This window comes from Ensifer sp. 38_S197 (assembly GCF_056924495.1).
Window position 1 is genome coordinate 197709 of sequence record NZ_JBXOVZ010000003.1, and the last position, 17232, is coordinate 214940.

Genomic DNA, 17232 nt, shown 5'->3' on the forward strand with positions numbered 1-17232 from the left:
TCACTCCTTAAAGATCGGATTGTCGACATAGGCGCCGCCCTGAAAGCGGGCCATGGATTTGTCGGAGCCAGGCTGCGGCACGGCCTCCGCGACACCCGCCCGGAAATGTTCGGCATTATCCCTGGGTTTCCAGCCGAGCCAGCCAAGATGGGTGTTGTCCCACCACCCGGCATCATTCGCCGATGCTCCCCAGATGACGGGGCAGCCCAAAACCGGTACGCGGAAGACCGCCTCGATAAGCGACGCGAAGTCTTCATGAGAAAGCCAGGTCGATAACATCCGGTGGTTCGTTGGCTCTGGCGTACAGGAGCCGATGCGAACCAGCGCCGTTTCCTGCCCGAACTTCTCGAAATACATGCGGGCAAGCGCCTCGCCGAAGCATTTTGAGACCCCATAGAGTCCATCCGGGCGCAACGGAACATCCGGGCCGAGCCGTTCGGCTTGCGGATAACAGCCGATCGTATGGTTGGAACTGGCAAAGACGATGCGTGGGCGGCCATTGGCGCGGGCGGCCTCGAAGAGATTGTAAAGACCGGAGATGTTTCCGCGTACGATCCCCTCAAACGGCCCTTCGGTCGACGCCCCGCCAAGATGGACGATACCGTCGCAGCCGGCGACCATGGCGTTCACCGCTTGAGCGTCGGCAAGATCGCATTGGACGAGCTCCTCATGGTCAGCCGGGGTGCCTAGACCTGCACGATCTGCAAGCCGGACCGTGTCAGCAAGCCCGGCGAGCTTTGTGCGCATCACGCGCCCAAGCTGACCCGCCGCGCCGGTAATGAGCAGACGTTCCATTCCAAGCCCCCTTCAGACACCGCAAACAAAGACAAGGCTGGCGCTTGCCTATTGACCTTGTCAGACATATCATACAAATATGCATAACACATATTATATGTTGGTCGCAATCACCGAAGGAGGAGTTTCATGCTGACCGTTGAAACGCGGCAAGCCGTCAATCCGGACTATGCAAAGACACTCGATACGGCGGGTCTCCGCAGGCATTTCCTGGCTCAGGACATGTTCCGGACGGGTGAGATCCGGTTGATCTATACCCACTACGATCGCTTCGTGATGGGCGGCGCCGTTCCCGCGGGCAAGCCACTGACGCTCGACAAGGTGGAAGAAACCAAGACGCCGTCGTTCCTTGACCGGCGCGAGATGGGTATCGTCAATGTCGGCGAAACAGGCATCGTCACCACCGAGAAGGAAAGCTACACGCTCAAGCGCGGCGACGTTCTCTATCTCGGAATGGGTACGGGGGCCGTAACCTTCTCCGGGGAGGGGCGCTTTTACATCACTTCCTGCCCGGCCCACCGCAGCCTTCCCGCCCGGCTTGTCACCATTGCCGACAGCGAGGAAGTCAAACTCGGCACGACCGAAACCTCCAACAAGCGCACGATCAACCAGTTCATCCACCCGCTGGTCATGGAGAGCTGCCAGCTCGTCCTCGGCTACACCACGCTTGAAGATGGCTCGGTGTGGAACACCATGCCTGCGCACGTCCATGATCGCCGTATGGAGGCCTATCTCTATTTCGGCATGGACGAAAAATCCCGCGTGCTGCACCTGATGGGTGAACCACAGGAAACGCGCCATCTCTTCATTTCCAACGAGCAAGGCGCGATTTCTCCTCCCTGGTCCATTCACTCGGGCGCCGGCATCGGGTCCTACACGTTCATATGGGCAATGGCCGGCGACAACGTCGATTATACCGACATGGAGTTCGTCCAACCGGGGGATCTGAAGTGACAAATCCCTTTTCCCTTCAGGGACATAAGGCGCTCGTCACCGGCGCGAACACCGGGCTTGGGCAGGCGATTGCCGTTGGCCTTGCTGCGGCTGGCGCCGAGGTCACTTGCGCGGCGCGACGCGCGCCCGAGGAAACACTTGAAATCATCGCAAACGCGGGCGGGATCGCCGCACCGCTTGCCTTGAACTTTGCCGATCCGATGGCTGCGCGCGACGTCTTTGCCGGAAAGGGCTATGACATTCTTGTCAACAATGCCGGCATCATTCGCCGCGCCGATGCGGTCGAGTTTTCCGAGGCCGACTGGGACGACGTCATGGACGTCAACGTCAAAGCGCTCTTCTTTACATGCCAGGCCTTCGCCAAGGAATTGCTGGCGAAGGGCCGACCCGGAAAAATCGTCAACATCGCATCGTTGCTTTCCTTTCAAGGCGGCATCCGCGTGCCTTCCTACACGGCATCCAAGCATGGCGTTTCGGGTCTCACCAAGCTGCTTGCCAACGAGTGGGCGTCCAAGGGCATCAATGTGAATGCGATCGCGCCAGGTTACATCGAGACCAACAACACCGAGGCACTGCGCGACGATCCTGATCGCAACAAAGCCATCCTCAATCGCATCCCCGCAAACCGCTGGGGCAAGCCTGAAGACATCGCCGGCGCTGCCGTGTTCCTGTCGTCGTCTGCTGCCGACTACGTTCACGGCGCCATACTCAATGTGGACGGTGGCTGGCTGGCCCGTTGACGCTGTCACCGACCGCTAACTCATCATACTCGACATATGATGAGTTGATACAGAACCGGGCCGTACCCCGCCATTTTTATTCTGAAAGCACGTAGAGGACCAAGAGAAATGACCCCAGAACAGATCAAGGCCGCGCTAGGATCGGGCCTGCTTTCCTTTCCGGTGACGCACTTCGATGCGCAGGGCCGTTTCGCGCCGGAGAGCTACAAGGCCCATGTCGAATGGCTGGCAGGTTACAAGGCGCCGGTGCTGTTTGCCGCCGGTGGTACGGGCGAGTTCTTCTCGCTAAAGCCCGACGAAATCCCCGGCATCGTTGCCGCCGCCAAGGAGGCTTCCGGAGAAACGGCAATCGTCTCCGGTTGCGGTTACGGCACGGAGATGGCCGTTGATATCGCCCGCTCCGTCGAGAAGGTCGGCGCCGATGGCATCCTGCTTCTGCCGCACTACCTGATCGACGCGCCGCAGGAAGGGCTCTACGCCCATGTGAAGAAGATCTGCCAGTCGGTCGGCATCGGTGTCATGGTCTATAACCGCGACAATTCCGTGCTGCAGGCCGACACCATTGCCCGGCTTTGCGACGAGTGCCCGAACCTGATCGGCTTCAAGGACGGCACGGGCGACATCGGCCTCGTGCGTCAGGTTACCGCCAAGATGGGCGATCGGCTGATGTATCTCGGCGGCATGCCGACGGCCGAGCTCTTTGCCGAGGCCTATCTCGGTGCCGGGTTCACCACCTATTCGTCCGCCGTGTTCAATTTCGTGCCGGGACTTGCCAACGAGTTCTACGCAGCCCTTCGAAGCGGAAATCGCGCCACCTGCGAGCGCATCCTCAATGACTTTTTCTATCCGTTCATGGCGATCCGCAATCGCGCCAAGGGCTATGCGGTTTCGGCGGTCAAGGCAGGCGTGCGACTGCAAGGGTTCAGCGCCGGTCCGGTGCGCAGCCCGCTCACCGACCTGACGAGCGCAGAAGTTGAGATGCTCGAGGCGCTGATCGGCAGTCACAAACGCAAGGTGTGACGACTTGATGGGAGGAGGCGTCGTTCGTCATGAAACGGCGGCTCCGGGGTGGCGCCGAGTGACGTTCAAGTCCGCCAATGTCAGGGAGCACCGTGACGGTCGCCCTTCTCGAAAGCATCGTTCGATGAAGGCTTCTCGATGCCGAATTGTGCGGACAACGCCCGTGCCTGTTCGGGCTCATCGAGTTGCATAAGCCCGCCGTCGCGGCTCTGGCGAACCTTGTTCAGGTGACCGCGCGGACTAAGTCCCAAGGTTCGCTTGAACATCCGCGAAAAGTAATAGGGGTCGGAATAGCCGACTTCCGTGGCGGCGGCCGCCACGGAAAGACCAGCCTCCAGGAAATGCATGGCGCGCTCCATGCGCTTCAGTTCCTGGTACTTTCGCGGCGTGCGCGTCACACGCTTTTGAAATTCTCGCAGGAAGTAGTCACGATTGTAAGGCGACGCGTCGACCGCCCGCGACGCAATTTCCGGATCGAGCGGATTGGCGGAGATCATTGTAGCAGCTTTCATGACAGCAAGGTCGATCGCATCGGCGCCCTCGGGCTGATAGGTGGCGTGGTCGCGCCAGCCGATGAATGCATCCTCGATAAAGGCAATGAGCAGCACCATGAAGAGATGATGCTGGCCGAGGGTAACCGAGGAGGGGGGAGCACTCTGGCGATAGTGACGGACCAGCGGTTCGAGAAGCGGCCAACGCGTGAGGCGCAACTTCGATTGCAGATCCATCTGCGCAATAAGGTTATGGCGCCCATAGATATCGAGCGTGAAGTGCTGCGCGACACCGAGATAGGTCTCCCGCCCCTCATTCCATCCGACGAAACGTTGCCCGCGCAAAATCAGCATCGCATCGCCCGGCTCCATGATCACCGGATCGCCGTCGATCAGGTAGTGGCCGCGCCCTTCGAGACAGATCACGAGGTCATCGACCTCGTTGGACTTGTCGATCCGCCAGGTGTGCGAGTGTTCCATGCGGATCGCCGCCCGCGTCAGATTAAGGGTCAGCGCCGTCGGCGGAATCGCAGAGAGAATGCCACCTTCAATTTCGTCCATCTTTTTCCTCGCCTTTGTGAATTCATTCTGCAGGAGAGATCGGCGATTGTCACCGCATAAACCGCTTATGCGCACCGCATCATCTGGGAGGAGGGATCGGTTCGTGGCGAAAAAGGGAAAGTCCCGCTTTCGTCCGTGCCGATCCGGGAGCGTAATTTGTACGAAACTGTATCATCTATAAACGCAGCATTTCGGGGCCATCCGGGAGGATGGGCATGAAAGGTCAGCGTCTTCTCGGGCTTGGCTATCTCGCCCCCTACGTCATCGGCCTTCTGATTTTCACCGCCATTCCGTTCATCGGCTCGTTCTACCTGAGCTTCACCAGCTATGACCTGATGAGCGAGCCCCGCTGGACGGGGTTCGCCAACTATGAGCGGCTGTTTACCCGTGATCGCACGTTCATCAAGTCGTTGAACGTAACGCTGCTCTACGTATTTCTAACCGTGCCGCTGAAGCTCTTCTTTGCACTCTTCATCGCCGCGATCCTGAATTACCGGTTGAAGTTCATCGGCCTGTTCCGCACCGCCTTCTATGTGCCGTCGATCCTCGGTGGCTCGATCGCGATCGCCGTTTTGTGGCGCTATGTCTTTGCCTCGGAGGGGCTGGCGAACATGGCGCTTGCCACGCTGGGGCTCGCCCCGGTCGACTGGTTCGGCGATCCGACCAACGCGCTCTTCACCATCACGCTTCTGCGCTGCTGGCAGTTCGGTTCGGCCATGGTGATCTTTCTCGCGGCGCTGCAATCGATCGACAAGTCGCTCTATGAGGCGGCAGCAATCGACGGTGCGGGCAAGGTGCGGACCTTCTTCTGGATCACGCTGCCGCTGCTGACCCCGGTCATCTTCTTCAACCTTATCATGCAGATGGTTCAGGCGTTCCAGGAGTTCAACGGCCCCTACATCATCACCCAGGGCGGTCCGCTGAAGGCAACCTACCTGCTGCCGCTCTACATCTATGACGAGGCCTTCAAGAAGTTCAACATGGGCTATGCCTCGTCGATTGCCTGGGTGCTCTTCATCATCATCACCGTGCTGACCCTCATGGCCTTCTGGTCCTCGAAGAAGTGGGTCTATTACGCCGGCGACAAGAGGAACTGAGCGATGGTCGATCTCCAGACTTTCAACGACCGACAGGCCGCACGCAGGGCAAGGCTCAGTCTGCTGTCGACAACAGTTCGCTACGTGCTCTTGGTTTCAGTCGGTTTCGTCATGCTCTATCCGCTGATCTGGCTGGTCGGCGCGAGTTTCAAGACCAACTCGGAGATCTTCGCCGGAGCCGGCTTCTTGCCGGACAATCCGACCGCCGACGGCTATATCAAGGGCTGGCAGACATCGACGCCCTATACGTTCGGCCGATTTTTCTGGAATTCGTTGCTGATCATTCTGCCGAAGGTGATCGGGACGGCGATTTCCTGCACCATGGCGGCCTACGCCTTCGCGCGGTTCGATTTCCCGTTCAAAAAGATCCTCTTCGCTTCGGTGATCGCGATCCTGCTCTTGCCGAACGTGGTTACGCGCATTCCGCAATATATCCTGTTCCGCGATCTCGGCTGGCTCGATAGTTTCCTGCCTCTCTGGGTGCCCTCGGCCTTTGCCGGCGATGCCTTCTTTGTCTTCATGCTTGTGCAGTTCCTGCGCTCTTTGCCGGCAGACATGGAAGAGGCGGCGCGCGTCGATGGCGCCAATAGTCTGCAAACGCTCGTCTACATCGTCGTCCCGATGCTGGCACCGGCGCTGATCTCCGTCTGCCTGTTCCAGTTCATGTGGACGATGAACGATTTTCTCGGGCCGCTGATCTACCTGTCATCGGTCGACAAGTATCCCGTGAGCCTCGCGCTCAAACTTTCCATCGACACGACAGAAGCCTTCGAATGGAACCGCATTCTCGCAATGTCGGTGCTGACCATCACACCGGCTCTGGTCGTGTTCTTCACTGCACAACGGTATTTCATTGAAGGGATCTCCTCCGGGGGAGTCAAAGGCTGACCATGGCAAAGGTTCAATTGAAAGACCTCGAAAAGGTCTATGGCGGCGCGTTCAAGGCAGTCCACGGCATCAACCTCGATATCGAGGATGGAGAGTTCATGGTCTTCGTCGGCCCGTCCGGATGCGCCAAATCCACGACGCTGCGCATGGTCGCAGGGCTTGAGGAAATCTCAGGCGGAGAAATCCTGATCGGCGACCAGCGCGTCAACGATCTGCCGCCCGGCAAGCGCTCGATCGCAATGGTGTTCCAGAACTATGCGCTCTATCCGCATATGAAGGTGCGCAGCAACCTCGCCTTCGGTCTGAAGATCGCAGGCAAGCCGAAGGCCGAGATCGAGGCGGCCATCAATCACGTGGCCAAGATCCTGGAGATCGAGCCGTTGCTCGATCGGCTGCCGAAGCAGCTCTCCGGCGGCCAGGCCCAGCGCGTAGCTCTCGGGCGCGCCTTGATCAAGAAGCCGGGCGTCTTTCTGTTCGATGAGCCGCTCTCCAATCTCGACGCCAAGCTGCGCGCCTCGATGCGGGTACGCATCACCGACCTGCACCGCCAGTTGAAGGCCGAGGGCCTGTCTTCGACGGTCATCTACGTGACGCACGACCAGACCGAAGCCATGACCATGGGGGACCGGATCTGTGTCATGCAGGCCGGCCACATCATGCAGGTGGCAACACCCAAGGAGCTCTACAACCGTCCGGCAAACCTGTTCGTCGCCGGCTTCATCGGAAGCCCCGAGATGAACCTTGTCGATGCGACGCTTGAGGGTTGCGAACTCCAGATCGGCAGCCAGAGGCTGGCGCTTGGCACCAATCTCGAAGGCAGGCTTTCGGCCCGCCCTGCTGACGCTGTCCTTGGCATGCGCCCGCAGCATCTTTCGCTCGCCGCCGACGGGCAGGGGCTCGCTGCAAGGCTCACCAATGCCGAGTTCATGGGCCACGAGGTCTATCTCCATGCCGATCTCGAAGGGTGCAAGCTCGTGAGCGTCGTCGGTGCTGCCGAGTTCGAGGCGATTGGCCGGTCGGATGTGATCCGACTGCGCCCGGACCCGGACCATCTTCACGTTTTCGACAAGACCGACGGCCGCAACGTCTCGCTGTGAGGAGGCAGCGTTCGGCCCTATTCCAAGGAGGAGAAGTTCGATGAAAATGAAAAGAATGATTGCAGCACTGGCCACCGTCGCCTACGGCGCTCTGGCTCTTGGCACGGCAGCGCAAGCCGCCGAATTGCGCATGGCCTGGTGGGGCGGCGAGAGCCGCCACGTCGCCACCCAGAAGGCGATCGCCGCCTGTGGCGAAAAACATGGCCACACGGTCAAGGGCGAGTTCACCGGCTTTGACGGCTACCTTGAAAAGCTGACGACCCAGATGGCCGGCAAGACCGAAGCAGATATCATCCAGGTCAACTGGCCGTGGCTGCCGTTGTTCTCGAAGAATGGCGATGGTTTTGCCGACCTGCGCAAGTTCAAGGCGATCGACCTTTCCAACTGGAGCGAGGCGGATCTGTCAGCCGGCTCGATGAACGGGGTGCTGCAGGGGCTTTCCGTTTCGACGACGGGTCGTGTCTTCTTCTTCAACGCCACGACCTTCGAGAAGGCAGGCGTCGCCATTCCAAAGAGCTGGGATGAGTTCTTTGGGGCCACGGCGACCATCAAGGAGAAGCTCGGCAAGGACTACTACACGTTCAACGCCGTGAAGGAGACTGCCCAGCTTTTGACGACCCTCGCTGTCGTTCAGAAGACTGGCAAGGATCTCGTCGATCCCGCGACCAATCGCGTTGCCTGGACGCCGGAGGAGCTGTCCGAGGGCATATCGTTCCTGGGTAAACTGGTCGAGACCGGAGCTATCCGATCGCAGAAAGAGGAGGCGGCGGACGGCAATGTCAACCTGTTCGAAAAGCCGGCCTGGGCCGATGGCAAGGTCGCCGGTTCCTACGAGTGGGATTCGACCTATTCGAAATATGCAGACCCGTTGAAGGACGGTCAGGCTCTGAAGCCCGTGGCCATGCTGAAGCTTCCGGACGCCGTAACAGAAGGCGTCTATCGCAAGCCCTCAATGGTGTTCTCCATCTCCAAGAATTCCAAGGATCCGGAGGCGGCAGCTCAGATCGTCAATTGCCTGCTGAATGAACCGGAGGGCATCGATGCGCTCGGCACATCGCGCGGCTTGCCGGCGTCGAAGGCAGCCGCTGCCCGCCTCGATGACAAGGGCGAACCTGAAGTGCGGGCCGCAAACGCGATCGTCGTTGCCGCGAGCGGCCCGGCCGTCTCGCCGTTCAACGAGCATCCGGAAGTGCGCGCAGCCTTCATCGATACGCTGGAGGAATACGCCTACGGCCAGCTGACGGCGGATGAGGCGGCCGCACAGATCATCGATACGGTGAACGACGTGCTCGCCGAGTTCGATTGATCCTTAGACTTCCCGCCGCGGTTTTCGCGGCGGGGTCCCCTCGTGGATCAATAGCCAAGAGAAAGAGACCATGATCCTACCGTCCATCATCGCGCTTTCGGCGCGAACGGCAGCGCTTTGCCTGCCTAAAGCCGGAGCGCGCTATCGCCTGCCTGAGCCGGCATCGTGGCGACTTTCGGCGCTGACTGGCGATGGCGACGTGCAAGAAGGCGTGGCGACGACGGTCGTGAGCCTCTTTCATGACCTTCGACCCCTTTGTCGTTACCGGCTCGAAGTCGACGGGTTCCAACCACTCGAGTTCGAAGCGGCAGCCTGCGCCGGTCTGGTTGATCCGACCGCGTTCGGTCTTGTCGCGGATATCTGTCACGACGATCTCGATGGTGCCCGCGCCAACGCTGCCGCTTTGGCAGATGCTGTAAGCGCCGTGCCCGACGGCGGTACACTGCGTCTACCCAAGGGAGACTGGACGGCGTTTCCCGTTCGGCTGAAGAGCGGCATGACCCTGCATCTCTCCAAGGGAGCGACCCTTCATGCACCGTCGTTGCGCACCGGGTGGCCTATCCTCCCGGCCCGCGACGCATCGGGCAGGATGCTCGGAAGCTGGGAGGGGCTGCCGGCTGCCTGTTTTGCCGCTCCGATACATGCCGTCGGTGCTGAGAACCTGGTGATCGAGGGCGAGGGCACGCTCGACGGGTCGGGTGACCTGGGGGACTGGTGGAACTGGCCGAAGGAGACCCGTGAGGGGGCCCGCCGCCCGCGCGGTCTGCACCTCGTTTCCTGTGTCGAGGTGAAACTCCTGGGCTTTACCATCCGCAACGCGCCATCCTGGACGATCCACCCGCAGGGCTGCAGCCGGCTGATTGCGGCGGGGCTCACTGTGGCTGCTCCGCCCGATAGCCCGAACACCGATGGCTTCAATCCCGAAAGCTGCCACGACGTCACGGTCACCGGCGTGAGATTTTCCGTGGGTGACGATTGTATCGCGGTTAAGGCGGGCAAGCGTGGGCCGAATGGCGAACACGATCATCTTGGTGAAACTCGCGGTGTCCGCATCAGCCATTGCCTGATGGAGCGCGGCCACGGCGGCCTCGTCATCGGCTCGGAAATGTCGGGCGGCGTGCACGACGTCTGTGTCGAGGACTGCGATATGATCGGCACGGATCGCGGCCTGCGCCTGAAGACAAGGCGCGGTCGCGGTGGATCCGTCACGAACATCGTCATGCGGCGGGTTCTCATGGATGGCGTCGACACAGCGCTATCGGCCAACGCGCATTACCATTGCGATGCGGATGGCCACGACGAGTGGGTCCAATCACGCCAGCCGGCAGTGATGGATGCGGGAACACCCTGCATCGCCGGCGTCACCATCGATGACGTCGAAATCCGCAAGCTTTCGCACGCCGCGGGCGTGTTTCTCGGCCTGCCGGAAGCGCCAATCCGAAACGTCAGAATCCACCGACTGAAGATTGCGTCCTATCGCGCCGACGCGACCGCTGCGCCACCGATCATGGCCGACCAGGTGCGACCAATGCGGCACCAGACGATCGTCGCGGAGTGCGCCGACGTCGTCTGTGATGAACCTACGCTCTTAAGCAGAGCCCCGATTTCCATTTCCCTTGAATGAGAAAACACATGGACCCGACCACCTATCTCGACCAGTTCGCGCGACGCTACACTCCCTACAAGGGCGGAAGCTGGTGCTATGAGGATGGCTGCATTTACCGCGGTCTTCGCCTTCTTTTCGAAGCGACACGCGAGGAGCGCTGGAACGAGCACCTGCGTCGGCTCATCGATCGCCAGATCGCTCCTGACGGCACGCTCCTCGGCTATGATCCCGCCGAGTACAATATCGACAACATCCTTGCAGGACGCGTCCTGTTCCCGCTCGCCGCAGAAACAGCGGATCCTCGTTACAGACAAGCGGCAGACCATCTCGCAGGTCAACTTGAAACCCATCCGCGCATAACTGCGGGCAACTATTGGCACAAGCAGCGTTATCCGCACCAGGTCTGGCTCGATGGGCTTTACATGGGGCTGCCGTTTCAGATCGAGTATGCCCTCGTTAATGACAAGCCGGCGCTGATCGCCGACGCTCTTCAGCAGTTTTCGACGGCGCTGGATTTCACTGCGACTACCGGCGGTCTTTACGCTCACGGCTATGACGACAGCCGGAAGCAACGGTGGTCCGACCCGACAACGGGCAAGTCACCGGCGGTTTGGGCGCGCGCCGTCGGCTGGCTGGCAATGGCGCTGGTCGATGCGCTGGCGCTTCTACCCGACGACAGGGCGACTGCAGCGCTGCGTCAGAGAACTCGCCTTTTGCTGGAGGAATTGATCGCGCGCCAGACGCCGTCCGGTCTCTGGATGCAGGTGCTCGACGAACCCGATCTCGCAGGCAATTACGAGGAAAGTTCTGCGTCCGCCATGTTTGCCTATGCGCTTCTGCGCGCTGCGCGTTTGGGGTTCGCCGACCGAGAAAGAGCCGCCGGGGCGGGTCGTCGAGCGCTTTCCTCTCTGCTTTCACGACGCCTTGTTACGGACATACGAGGCATCACCCGACTGACGACAATCGTCAGTGTCGCGGGCCTTGGGGGTTTTGACGGAAACTATCGGGATGGCTCGCCTGGCTACTACCTCAAGGAGCAGGTGGTAGACGATGACGCCAAGGGCGTCGGACCGCTGATGATGGCCTTGGCCGAAAGCGTGTGGCGCTACGATTGAACCGTTAGGCGCGAACGTAAAGCGCCCTTGCAAGCGTTTGCAAGGAATCGCAGGAAAGGCGGATGGCCAAAGGAGAGAGGATCAAAGACCCTCATCCGATCGGGTCCAACCGGTCGGCTGAAGATGAAGCGTATCGGAGCTTTCAGCATAGCGCTGGCCATCAGCCGGGAACCGGGATCGACTGGCCCCGGCAATCGGTTCCGTTCCGTCCGTACTGCGATCTCGTCCTGGGACAATTCAGCCGGAAAAGCGTTATGAAGCTAATATGAGTAGATTCACGGAAACCGAAACCGCATTGATCGAGCGTCTGCGCACCCTGAAGGCTTTGCGGATATGTCTATCAACGTTTACGACATTGGCGTCCCCTTGATTGCGGCCGGCTTCACGCAGGATGAAATCGTCGAAGTCCTCAATGCGCTCGAACAGGACAAGATCACCACGCTATTACCGGGAAATCGACTGCTGATGCTCAAAGAACTGCCGGAGGGCTGAGCCGTCGTAGCTGCCGCTGTGTTACCGGGGCAATCGACCAATCAGCACGGTGTTGTCAGTTCGGTTGCCACAGTCACAGCGAAACCTGCTTCTCAGGTTCATGAGATATTGATCGCCCCAACGCTTAAGGACAATGTTTTTGTCGACCCAGCCGATCCGGCCACATGCCGAGCATCGCGCCCCCAGCACCTCCCACTCCTGCAGGCCTTTGATCGTGTTATACATCGCAGGATCATGCTCGATGAACGATAAGGGCTGAAAGGGGACGTTTGCGGTAGGGGGCGAGATACTACCTTAAGCGATCGGGCGCGGGTCCTTACATGCTGTTGGGGGCGAGACCAGATCCCGAAGGGATCGCCTTGCGCCCGGTAAGTCCGGGGGGATGAAGGACTTTCGATGTCCTTGGTCGAACGAAAAAAGAGAGCGCGTGGCTATCGCCCCAGGACCGTCGCACATCGGCCCCCTCCGGGAAGAGCCGCCTCAGAAGGAGCGGCTCAGCTTCGATGATGTCGGTGCTGGGCCAGCACCACAGCCAACGGCCTGGGCGCGTGTGTCTGCATGTATGGGCAGCCAAATCATGCAGTTCTGGTCGCCCGATGGAGGAAGGAGGATTTCCTCCATCGGGCGCCGTCGAAAAACGCAAGTTTTTCGACGGTTCAGTCAAACGGCTGTTTCCAATGATGTCGTGTCTGCCCCTTCTCTGTGGGCGCTGACAGGTATTCCTGCACTGCAGTGTTGGCGCAACCGTTATGTCGAAACTTCCATCTTCCTAAAGCGGCAGCTAATGCTCCAGCCTCGGTTGGTCACCTTGGTCACGGGTGTTGCATGCCGCGACGATTGAGCGAGATCGCGTACACGCTGGTTGTTGCGGTGATGAAGAGTTGATGCTTTGCCCGCCCTCCGAAGCAGAGATTGGAAACAAGTTCAGGGACAAGAATTTTGCCCATCAGATGACCATCGGGCGCGATGCACTGCACGCCGTCGGCCGCCGAGGACCATAGGTTACCGTCGCTGTCCATCCGAAAGCCGTCGGCGCAGCCAGGATTGATGGCGTGGAAGACCTCTCCGCCGGACAGCCTGTCGTCCGACCCGACGTCGAAGACACGAATATGCTGCGGGTCCGAGTGGAACATCCGCCCCGTATCGGCCACATAAAGTCGCGTCTCGTCAGGGCTGAAGGCCAGTCCGTTCGGGCAGTGCATATCGGTCACGACCGCTTCGATGTGACCTGCCGGGTCGACGCGATAGACGCAACAAGGCAGCTCCTGCTCTGAGCGATAGCCCTCGTAGTCGGTCATGATCCCATAGTGCGGATCGGAAAACCATATCGAGCCATCGGATCTGACGACCACATCGTTGGGCGAGTTCAGCCGCTTGCCCTGAAAGCTGTCGGCAATGACGGTGATCGACCCGTCGAGCTCCGTCCGGGTGACCCGTCTCGTGCCATGTTCACAGGTCACCAGTCTCCCCTGTCGATCCCGTGTGTTGCCATTGGCGAAGTTCGACGGTTCTCTGAAGACCGAGACCCCCGCACCGGGGGACCACCGGTAGATTCGATTGTTGGGAATGTCTGAAAACAGAAGGCATCCCGCGTCACCAAACCAAACCGGGCCCTCCACCCAGTCGAAACCCGTCGCGATTTGCTTCACCGGTGCATTGCCGAGAACAAAGGCGCGAAAATCCGGGTCGGCTATTTCAAAGAACGACATTCAGCTTTCCTTCCCCTAGACATATTAGATGTTATCGATAACATAAGCGGCGAGCCCAAGCGAGAGAGATTGTGATGAATGCCACCGAAAAAACGCAGGTCTTAACCGACAATGCGGTGTTGATAATGCTTTCGGCTGCCCGCGAAAGGGCGCGGGAAATGCAACAGCCGCAATGCATTGTTATTGTCGATTCAAGCGGTGTTATCCTTGCTCAGTTGCGCATGCTAGGTGCGCGCTTTTTATCGCTTCATAGCGCTGAAGCAAAGGCGCGGACCGCGGCCTCCATTGGTGCGGAAAGCAACACCATTCCGGAAGAGGCGCGGCTTCTCATCGCCACGGCAACAGGCGGAGCGGTGACCGGGCTTACCGGCGGTCTCCCGATCAGAATCGGTGGCGTGCTCGTCGGCGGGATAGGAGTTGGTTCGGGTACGGGCGAACAGGATGTATTAGTCGCACGTGCAGCCCTTGCAGCAATAGGGGCCGACCAGCCATGACAAAGATCGCTCTTCTTGGAACTGGCCTAATGGGTGCGCCAATAGCGCGACATCTAGCCGCGCGCTTCGAAGTAAGTGTTTGGAATCGTAATCCGGACCGTGCCTTGCCTCTCGCCGAGTTTGCTCACGTCGCAAGCGATCCGGCAGATGCAGTACGCGACGCCGACATTGTGATTTCGATGCTGCTCGATGGCCCAGCGACCGAGGCTGTCCTGATTGGAAAAGGGGCAATCGAAGCAGCAAAACCCGACGCTCTTATAATTGATATGGGCTCGGTGGAGCCCGACTGCGACCGACACCTAGCAGATTTTTCCAGCCGCCTGGGAAAACATTTCATCGACGCCCCCGTTTCAGGCGGAGTCGTTGGAGCTGAGGCCGCTTCGCTTTCCATCTTCGTCGGCGGAAGCGTGGTGGACTTTGAGAATGCTCTTCCCGTACTCTCTGCTTTGGGGCGACCAACGCACATTGGCCCCGTCGGCTCAGGGCAAATCGCCAAGTTGGCGAACCAACTGATTGTGGCGATCAGCATCGGTGCGGTTGCCGAGGCTTTGCATCTTGCGGAAAATGCCGGTTGCGATCCAGCCGTTCTCGTGCAGGCCCTCAAGGGTGGTTTTGCCGACAGCCGCATCCTGCATCTGCATGGAAACCGAATGGTAAGGGGCGATTTTCAGCCAGGTGGACGGTCGGCCGCACAGCTTAAGGACCTGCGCAACGCTCTGGATGTGGCCGATAAAGCCGGCCTTGCGCTCCCACTTGCTCGAACCGCAACGGACGCCTACGGGGACCTCGTAAACAACAAGGGCGGCGCGGACCTTGACCACGCCGCCTACTTTTTATGGCTGAAAAGCCTTTGCTGACGATCAGGAAAAGGCGATCTGCGCCTTCATCGCCTGGCTGCGGTCGCTCGCCAGCTCAAAGGCGGTGACCGCTTCGGTGAGCGGCAGAGTATGGGTGATGAGCGGAGTGACATCGATCAGGCCCTTCTGCATCAGCCCGATGCCGGTGGCGAATTCCTCGTGGAAGCGGAAGGAGCCGCGCAATTCGAGTTCCTTGGCGGTGATCGCCATCATCGGCAGGCTCATGTCGCCCCCCAGCCCCAGCTGGATGATGACCCCGCGCGGGCGCAGCGCGGCGATGCCGGCGGCAAGCGCCGGCGCTGCACCGGAGCACTCGTAAAGGACATCGAAGCTGCCCTTGTCGGAGCCATATGGTGCGAGTGCATCCGGCTCGCTCTTCATGTTGATGACCCGATCCGCGCCGACCTTCTTGGCGAGCGCCAGGGTGAAGTCGGAAAGATCGGTGGCGACGATCTCGGCCGCACCGGCGCGGCGCGCCGCGAGGATCGAAAGCACCCCTATCGGCCCGCAGCCGGTGACCAGAACCCGCTTGCCGAGCATTTCGCCCGCCCGGCGCGTCGCATGCAGCGTCACCGCCAGCGGTTCGCCGAGCGCCGCCTCACCGGGCGTCAGGCCATCGGCTGGCACGCATTGGATGGCATCGGCGATAAGCACCTCGCGGAAGGCGCCCTGAATATGCGGAAAGGGCATGGCGCTGCCGTAGAAGCGCATGCTGAGGCACTGGTTGTGCAGCCCTTCCTGACAATAGCGGCAGGTTCGGCAGGGCCGCGACGGCGACACGGCGACGAGTTGGCCGATGTTTAGACCCTCGACGCCGGCTCCGAGCGCTTCCACATAGGCCGAGACCTCGTGGCCGAGGATCATCGGCTCGCGCAGCCGCACCGTGCCGAAGCCGCCGTGATTGTAATAATGCAGGTCGCTGCCGCAGACGCCGCCGACGGCGAGGCGAAGCCGGACTTCGCCGGCGCCCGGTGCCTCGACTGCCCGCTCCTCGATGCGCAAATCCTTTGCGCCATGAACGACGATGGCTTTCATCGGAGCCTCCTTAAAGAACGGGCGTCGGCAGCGGCTTGCCGGCAAAATGCGCGGCGAGATTGTCCCGCACCAGCTTGCCCATGGCCTTGCGCGTCTCGATCGTGCCGGAGGCATGGTGCGGCTGGAGCAGCACGTTGTCGAGGGCAAGAAAGCGCGGGTTCAACGCCGGCTCGCCTTCGAAGACGTCGAGCGCCGCAGAACCGAGTGTCTTGTTTTCCAGCGCTTCGAGCAGCGCCTCTTCGTCGATGTTGGAGGCGCGCGAAATGTTGATCAGCATGCCCTCGGATCCGAGCGCGGCGATCACCTCGCGGCCGACGATGTGGCGGGTCGCTGCGGAAGCGGCGAGCGTGACGAAAAGGAAGTCCGACCGCTCGGCAAGCGCCACCGGATCGGCGATATATTCCCATTCCGATGCATAGGGTTTCGCCTCGACGTCCGAATAGGCGATGTCCAGGTCGAAGCCCTTGAGGCGCTTGGCGACCTCGTAGCCGATCCTGCCGAGCCCGAGCACGCCGGCACGCCGGCCCCAGACACGCCGCTTCAGCGGATAGAGGCCTTGCGTCGCCCAGCTGCCGTCCTTCACCCAGCTTTCCGCACCGATCATACCGCGCGACAGGCAGAGCATCATCGCCACGCCGAGATCGGCGACGTCGTTGGTCAGCACGTCCGGTGTATTGGTGACGCGGATGCCGCGTTCGCGGCAGGCGGCAAGGTCGACGGCATCGAAGCCGACGCCATAGACGGAGATGACTTCGAGCCCCGGGCAGGCTTCGATCATCGCCCGGTTGGCGCCGAGTTCACCGCGCGTGGCGATCCCTTTGACGCTCGGGCCGACCTCGGCGAGGAAACCCACCTTGTCGGCGGCATCGAAATAGCGATGCACCGTGAAGGCCTCGTTCAGCGGCACTTGGTCCCACTCCGGGTAGGGCCCGACCTGGAGGATTTGTGGTTTTGTCATTTTCGGTCTCCGTCGCT

At 60.5% G+C, this 17232-nt stretch carries 17 protein-coding genes; 12 read left to right on the forward strand and 5 right to left on the reverse strand.

Features of this window, described 5'->3' with window-relative positions; translation table 11 throughout:
- Window positions 1-795 carry an NAD-dependent epimerase/dehydratase family protein gene (locus AC1Z3V_RS33365; RefSeq protein ID WP_483504344.1) on the reverse strand — a complete coding sequence of 265 codons (795 nt, stop codon included), beginning with the start codon at window positions 793-795 and terminating at the stop codon, window positions 1-3.
- A gap of 129 nt (window positions 796-924) precedes the next feature.
- On the opposite strand from AC1Z3V_RS33365, the gene kduI reads away from it, so the two are divergent.
- From kduI to kdgD, 3 genes are all read left to right on the forward strand, one after another.
- On the forward strand, window positions 925-1749 hold the full coding sequence (gene kduI / locus AC1Z3V_RS33370) for a 5-dehydro-4-deoxy-D-glucuronate isomerase (protein ID WP_483504345.1): 825 nt from the start codon (window positions 925-927) through the stop codon (window positions 1747-1749).
- On the forward strand, window positions 1746-2489 hold the full coding sequence (gene kduD, locus AC1Z3V_RS33375; protein ID WP_483504346.1) for a 2-dehydro-3-deoxy-D-gluconate 5-dehydrogenase KduD: 744 nt from the start codon (window positions 1746-1748) through the stop codon (window positions 2487-2489). The genes kduI and kduD overlap by 4 nt, the downstream gene beginning before the upstream one ends.
- Window positions 2490-2597: 108 nt before the next feature.
- On the forward strand, window positions 2598-3509 hold the full coding sequence (gene kdgD, locus AC1Z3V_RS33380; protein ID WP_483504347.1) for a 5-dehydro-4-deoxyglucarate dehydratase: 912 nt from the start codon (window positions 2598-2600) through the stop codon (window positions 3507-3509).
- An 80-nt stretch (window positions 3510-3589) separates the two neighbouring features.
- Here the strand turns inward: kdgD and AC1Z3V_RS33385 are convergent, their stop codons facing one another.
- Complete coding sequence (locus AC1Z3V_RS33385) at window positions 3590-4561, reverse strand: helix-turn-helix transcriptional regulator (protein ID WP_483504348.1); 972 nt, start codon at window positions 4559-4561, stop codon at window positions 3590-3592.
- A 215-nt stretch (window positions 4562-4776) separates the two neighbouring features.
- Here AC1Z3V_RS33385 and AC1Z3V_RS33390 point away from each other — a divergent pair, with 215 nt between their 5' ends.
- The 7 genes from AC1Z3V_RS33390 (at window position 4777) to AC1Z3V_RS33420 (ending at window position 12162) form a co-directional block, all read left to right on the forward strand.
- Window positions 4777-5658 (forward strand): carbohydrate ABC transporter permease, encoded by an 882-nt coding sequence (locus AC1Z3V_RS33390; protein ID WP_483504349.1) that lies wholly within the window; start codon window positions 4777-4779, stop codon window positions 5656-5658.
- Window positions 5659-5661: 3 nt separating this feature from the next.
- Window positions 5662-6546, forward strand: a complete 885-nt coding sequence (locus AC1Z3V_RS33395) for a carbohydrate ABC transporter permease (RefSeq protein WP_483504350.1) — start codon at window positions 5662-5664, stop codon at window positions 6544-6546.
- Window positions 6547-6548: 2 nt separating this feature from the next.
- Window positions 6549-7643, forward strand: a complete 1095-nt coding sequence (locus AC1Z3V_RS33400) for an ABC transporter ATP-binding protein (protein ID WP_483504351.1) — start codon at window positions 6549-6551, stop codon at window positions 7641-7643.
- Between the two features lie 40 nt (window positions 7644-7683).
- Window positions 7684-8949, forward strand: coding sequence for an ABC transporter substrate-binding protein (locus tag AC1Z3V_RS33405; protein WP_483504352.1), 1266 nt, complete (start codon window positions 7684-7686; stop codon window positions 8947-8949).
- A gap of 70 nt (window positions 8950-9019) precedes the next feature.
- Window positions 9020-10573, forward strand: a complete 1554-nt coding sequence (gene pglA, locus AC1Z3V_RS33410) for a polygalacturonase PglA (protein ID WP_483504353.1) — start codon at window positions 9020-9022, stop codon at window positions 10571-10573.
- An 8-nt stretch (window positions 10574-10581) separates the two neighbouring features.
- Window positions 10582-11670: a glycoside hydrolase family 88/105 protein gene (locus AC1Z3V_RS33415; RefSeq protein WP_483504354.1), complete on the forward strand. Its 1089-nt coding sequence runs from the start codon at window positions 10582-10584 to the stop codon at window positions 11668-11670.
- 333 nt (window positions 11671-12003) lie between these two features.
- On the forward strand, window positions 12004-12162 hold the full coding sequence (locus AC1Z3V_RS33420) for a hypothetical protein (RefSeq protein ID WP_483504355.1): 159 nt from the start codon (window positions 12004-12006) through the stop codon (window positions 12160-12162).
- An 812-nt stretch (window positions 12163-12974) separates the two neighbouring features.
- Here the strand turns inward: AC1Z3V_RS33420 and AC1Z3V_RS33425 are convergent.
- Window positions 12975-13871 carry an SMP-30/gluconolactonase/LRE family protein gene (locus AC1Z3V_RS33425; RefSeq protein WP_483504356.1) on the reverse strand — a complete coding sequence of 299 codons (897 nt, stop codon included), beginning with the start codon at window positions 13869-13871 and terminating at the stop codon, window positions 12975-12977.
- 74 nt (window positions 13872-13945) lie between these two features.
- Here AC1Z3V_RS33425 and AC1Z3V_RS33430 point away from each other — a divergent pair, with 74 nt between their 5' ends.
- The gene (locus AC1Z3V_RS33430; RefSeq protein ID WP_483504357.1) at window positions 13946-14365 is read left to right on the forward strand and encodes a GlcG/HbpS family heme-binding protein; all 420 of its coding nucleotides are present in this window, start codon (window positions 13946-13948) and stop codon (window positions 14363-14365) included.
- Complete coding sequence (locus AC1Z3V_RS33435; protein WP_483504358.1) at window positions 14362-15222, forward strand: NAD(P)-dependent oxidoreductase; 861 nt, start codon at window positions 14362-14364, stop codon at window positions 15220-15222. The genes AC1Z3V_RS33430 and AC1Z3V_RS33435 overlap by 4 nt, the downstream gene beginning before the upstream one ends.
- Window positions 15223-15225: 3 nt before the next feature.
- On the opposite strand, the gene AC1Z3V_RS33440 is transcribed toward AC1Z3V_RS33435, so the two are convergent.
- The gene (locus AC1Z3V_RS33440; protein ID WP_483504359.1) at window positions 15226-16257 is read right to left on the reverse strand and encodes an L-idonate 5-dehydrogenase; all 1032 of its coding nucleotides are present in this window, start codon (window positions 16255-16257) and stop codon (window positions 15226-15228) included.
- A 10-nt stretch (window positions 16258-16267) separates the two neighbouring features.
- Window positions 16268-17215 carry a 2-hydroxyacid dehydrogenase gene (locus tag AC1Z3V_RS33445; protein WP_483504360.1) on the reverse strand — a complete coding sequence of 316 codons (948 nt, stop codon included), beginning with the start codon at window positions 17213-17215 and terminating at the stop codon, window positions 16268-16270.
- Between the last annotated feature and the right edge of the window lie 17 nt (window positions 17216-17232).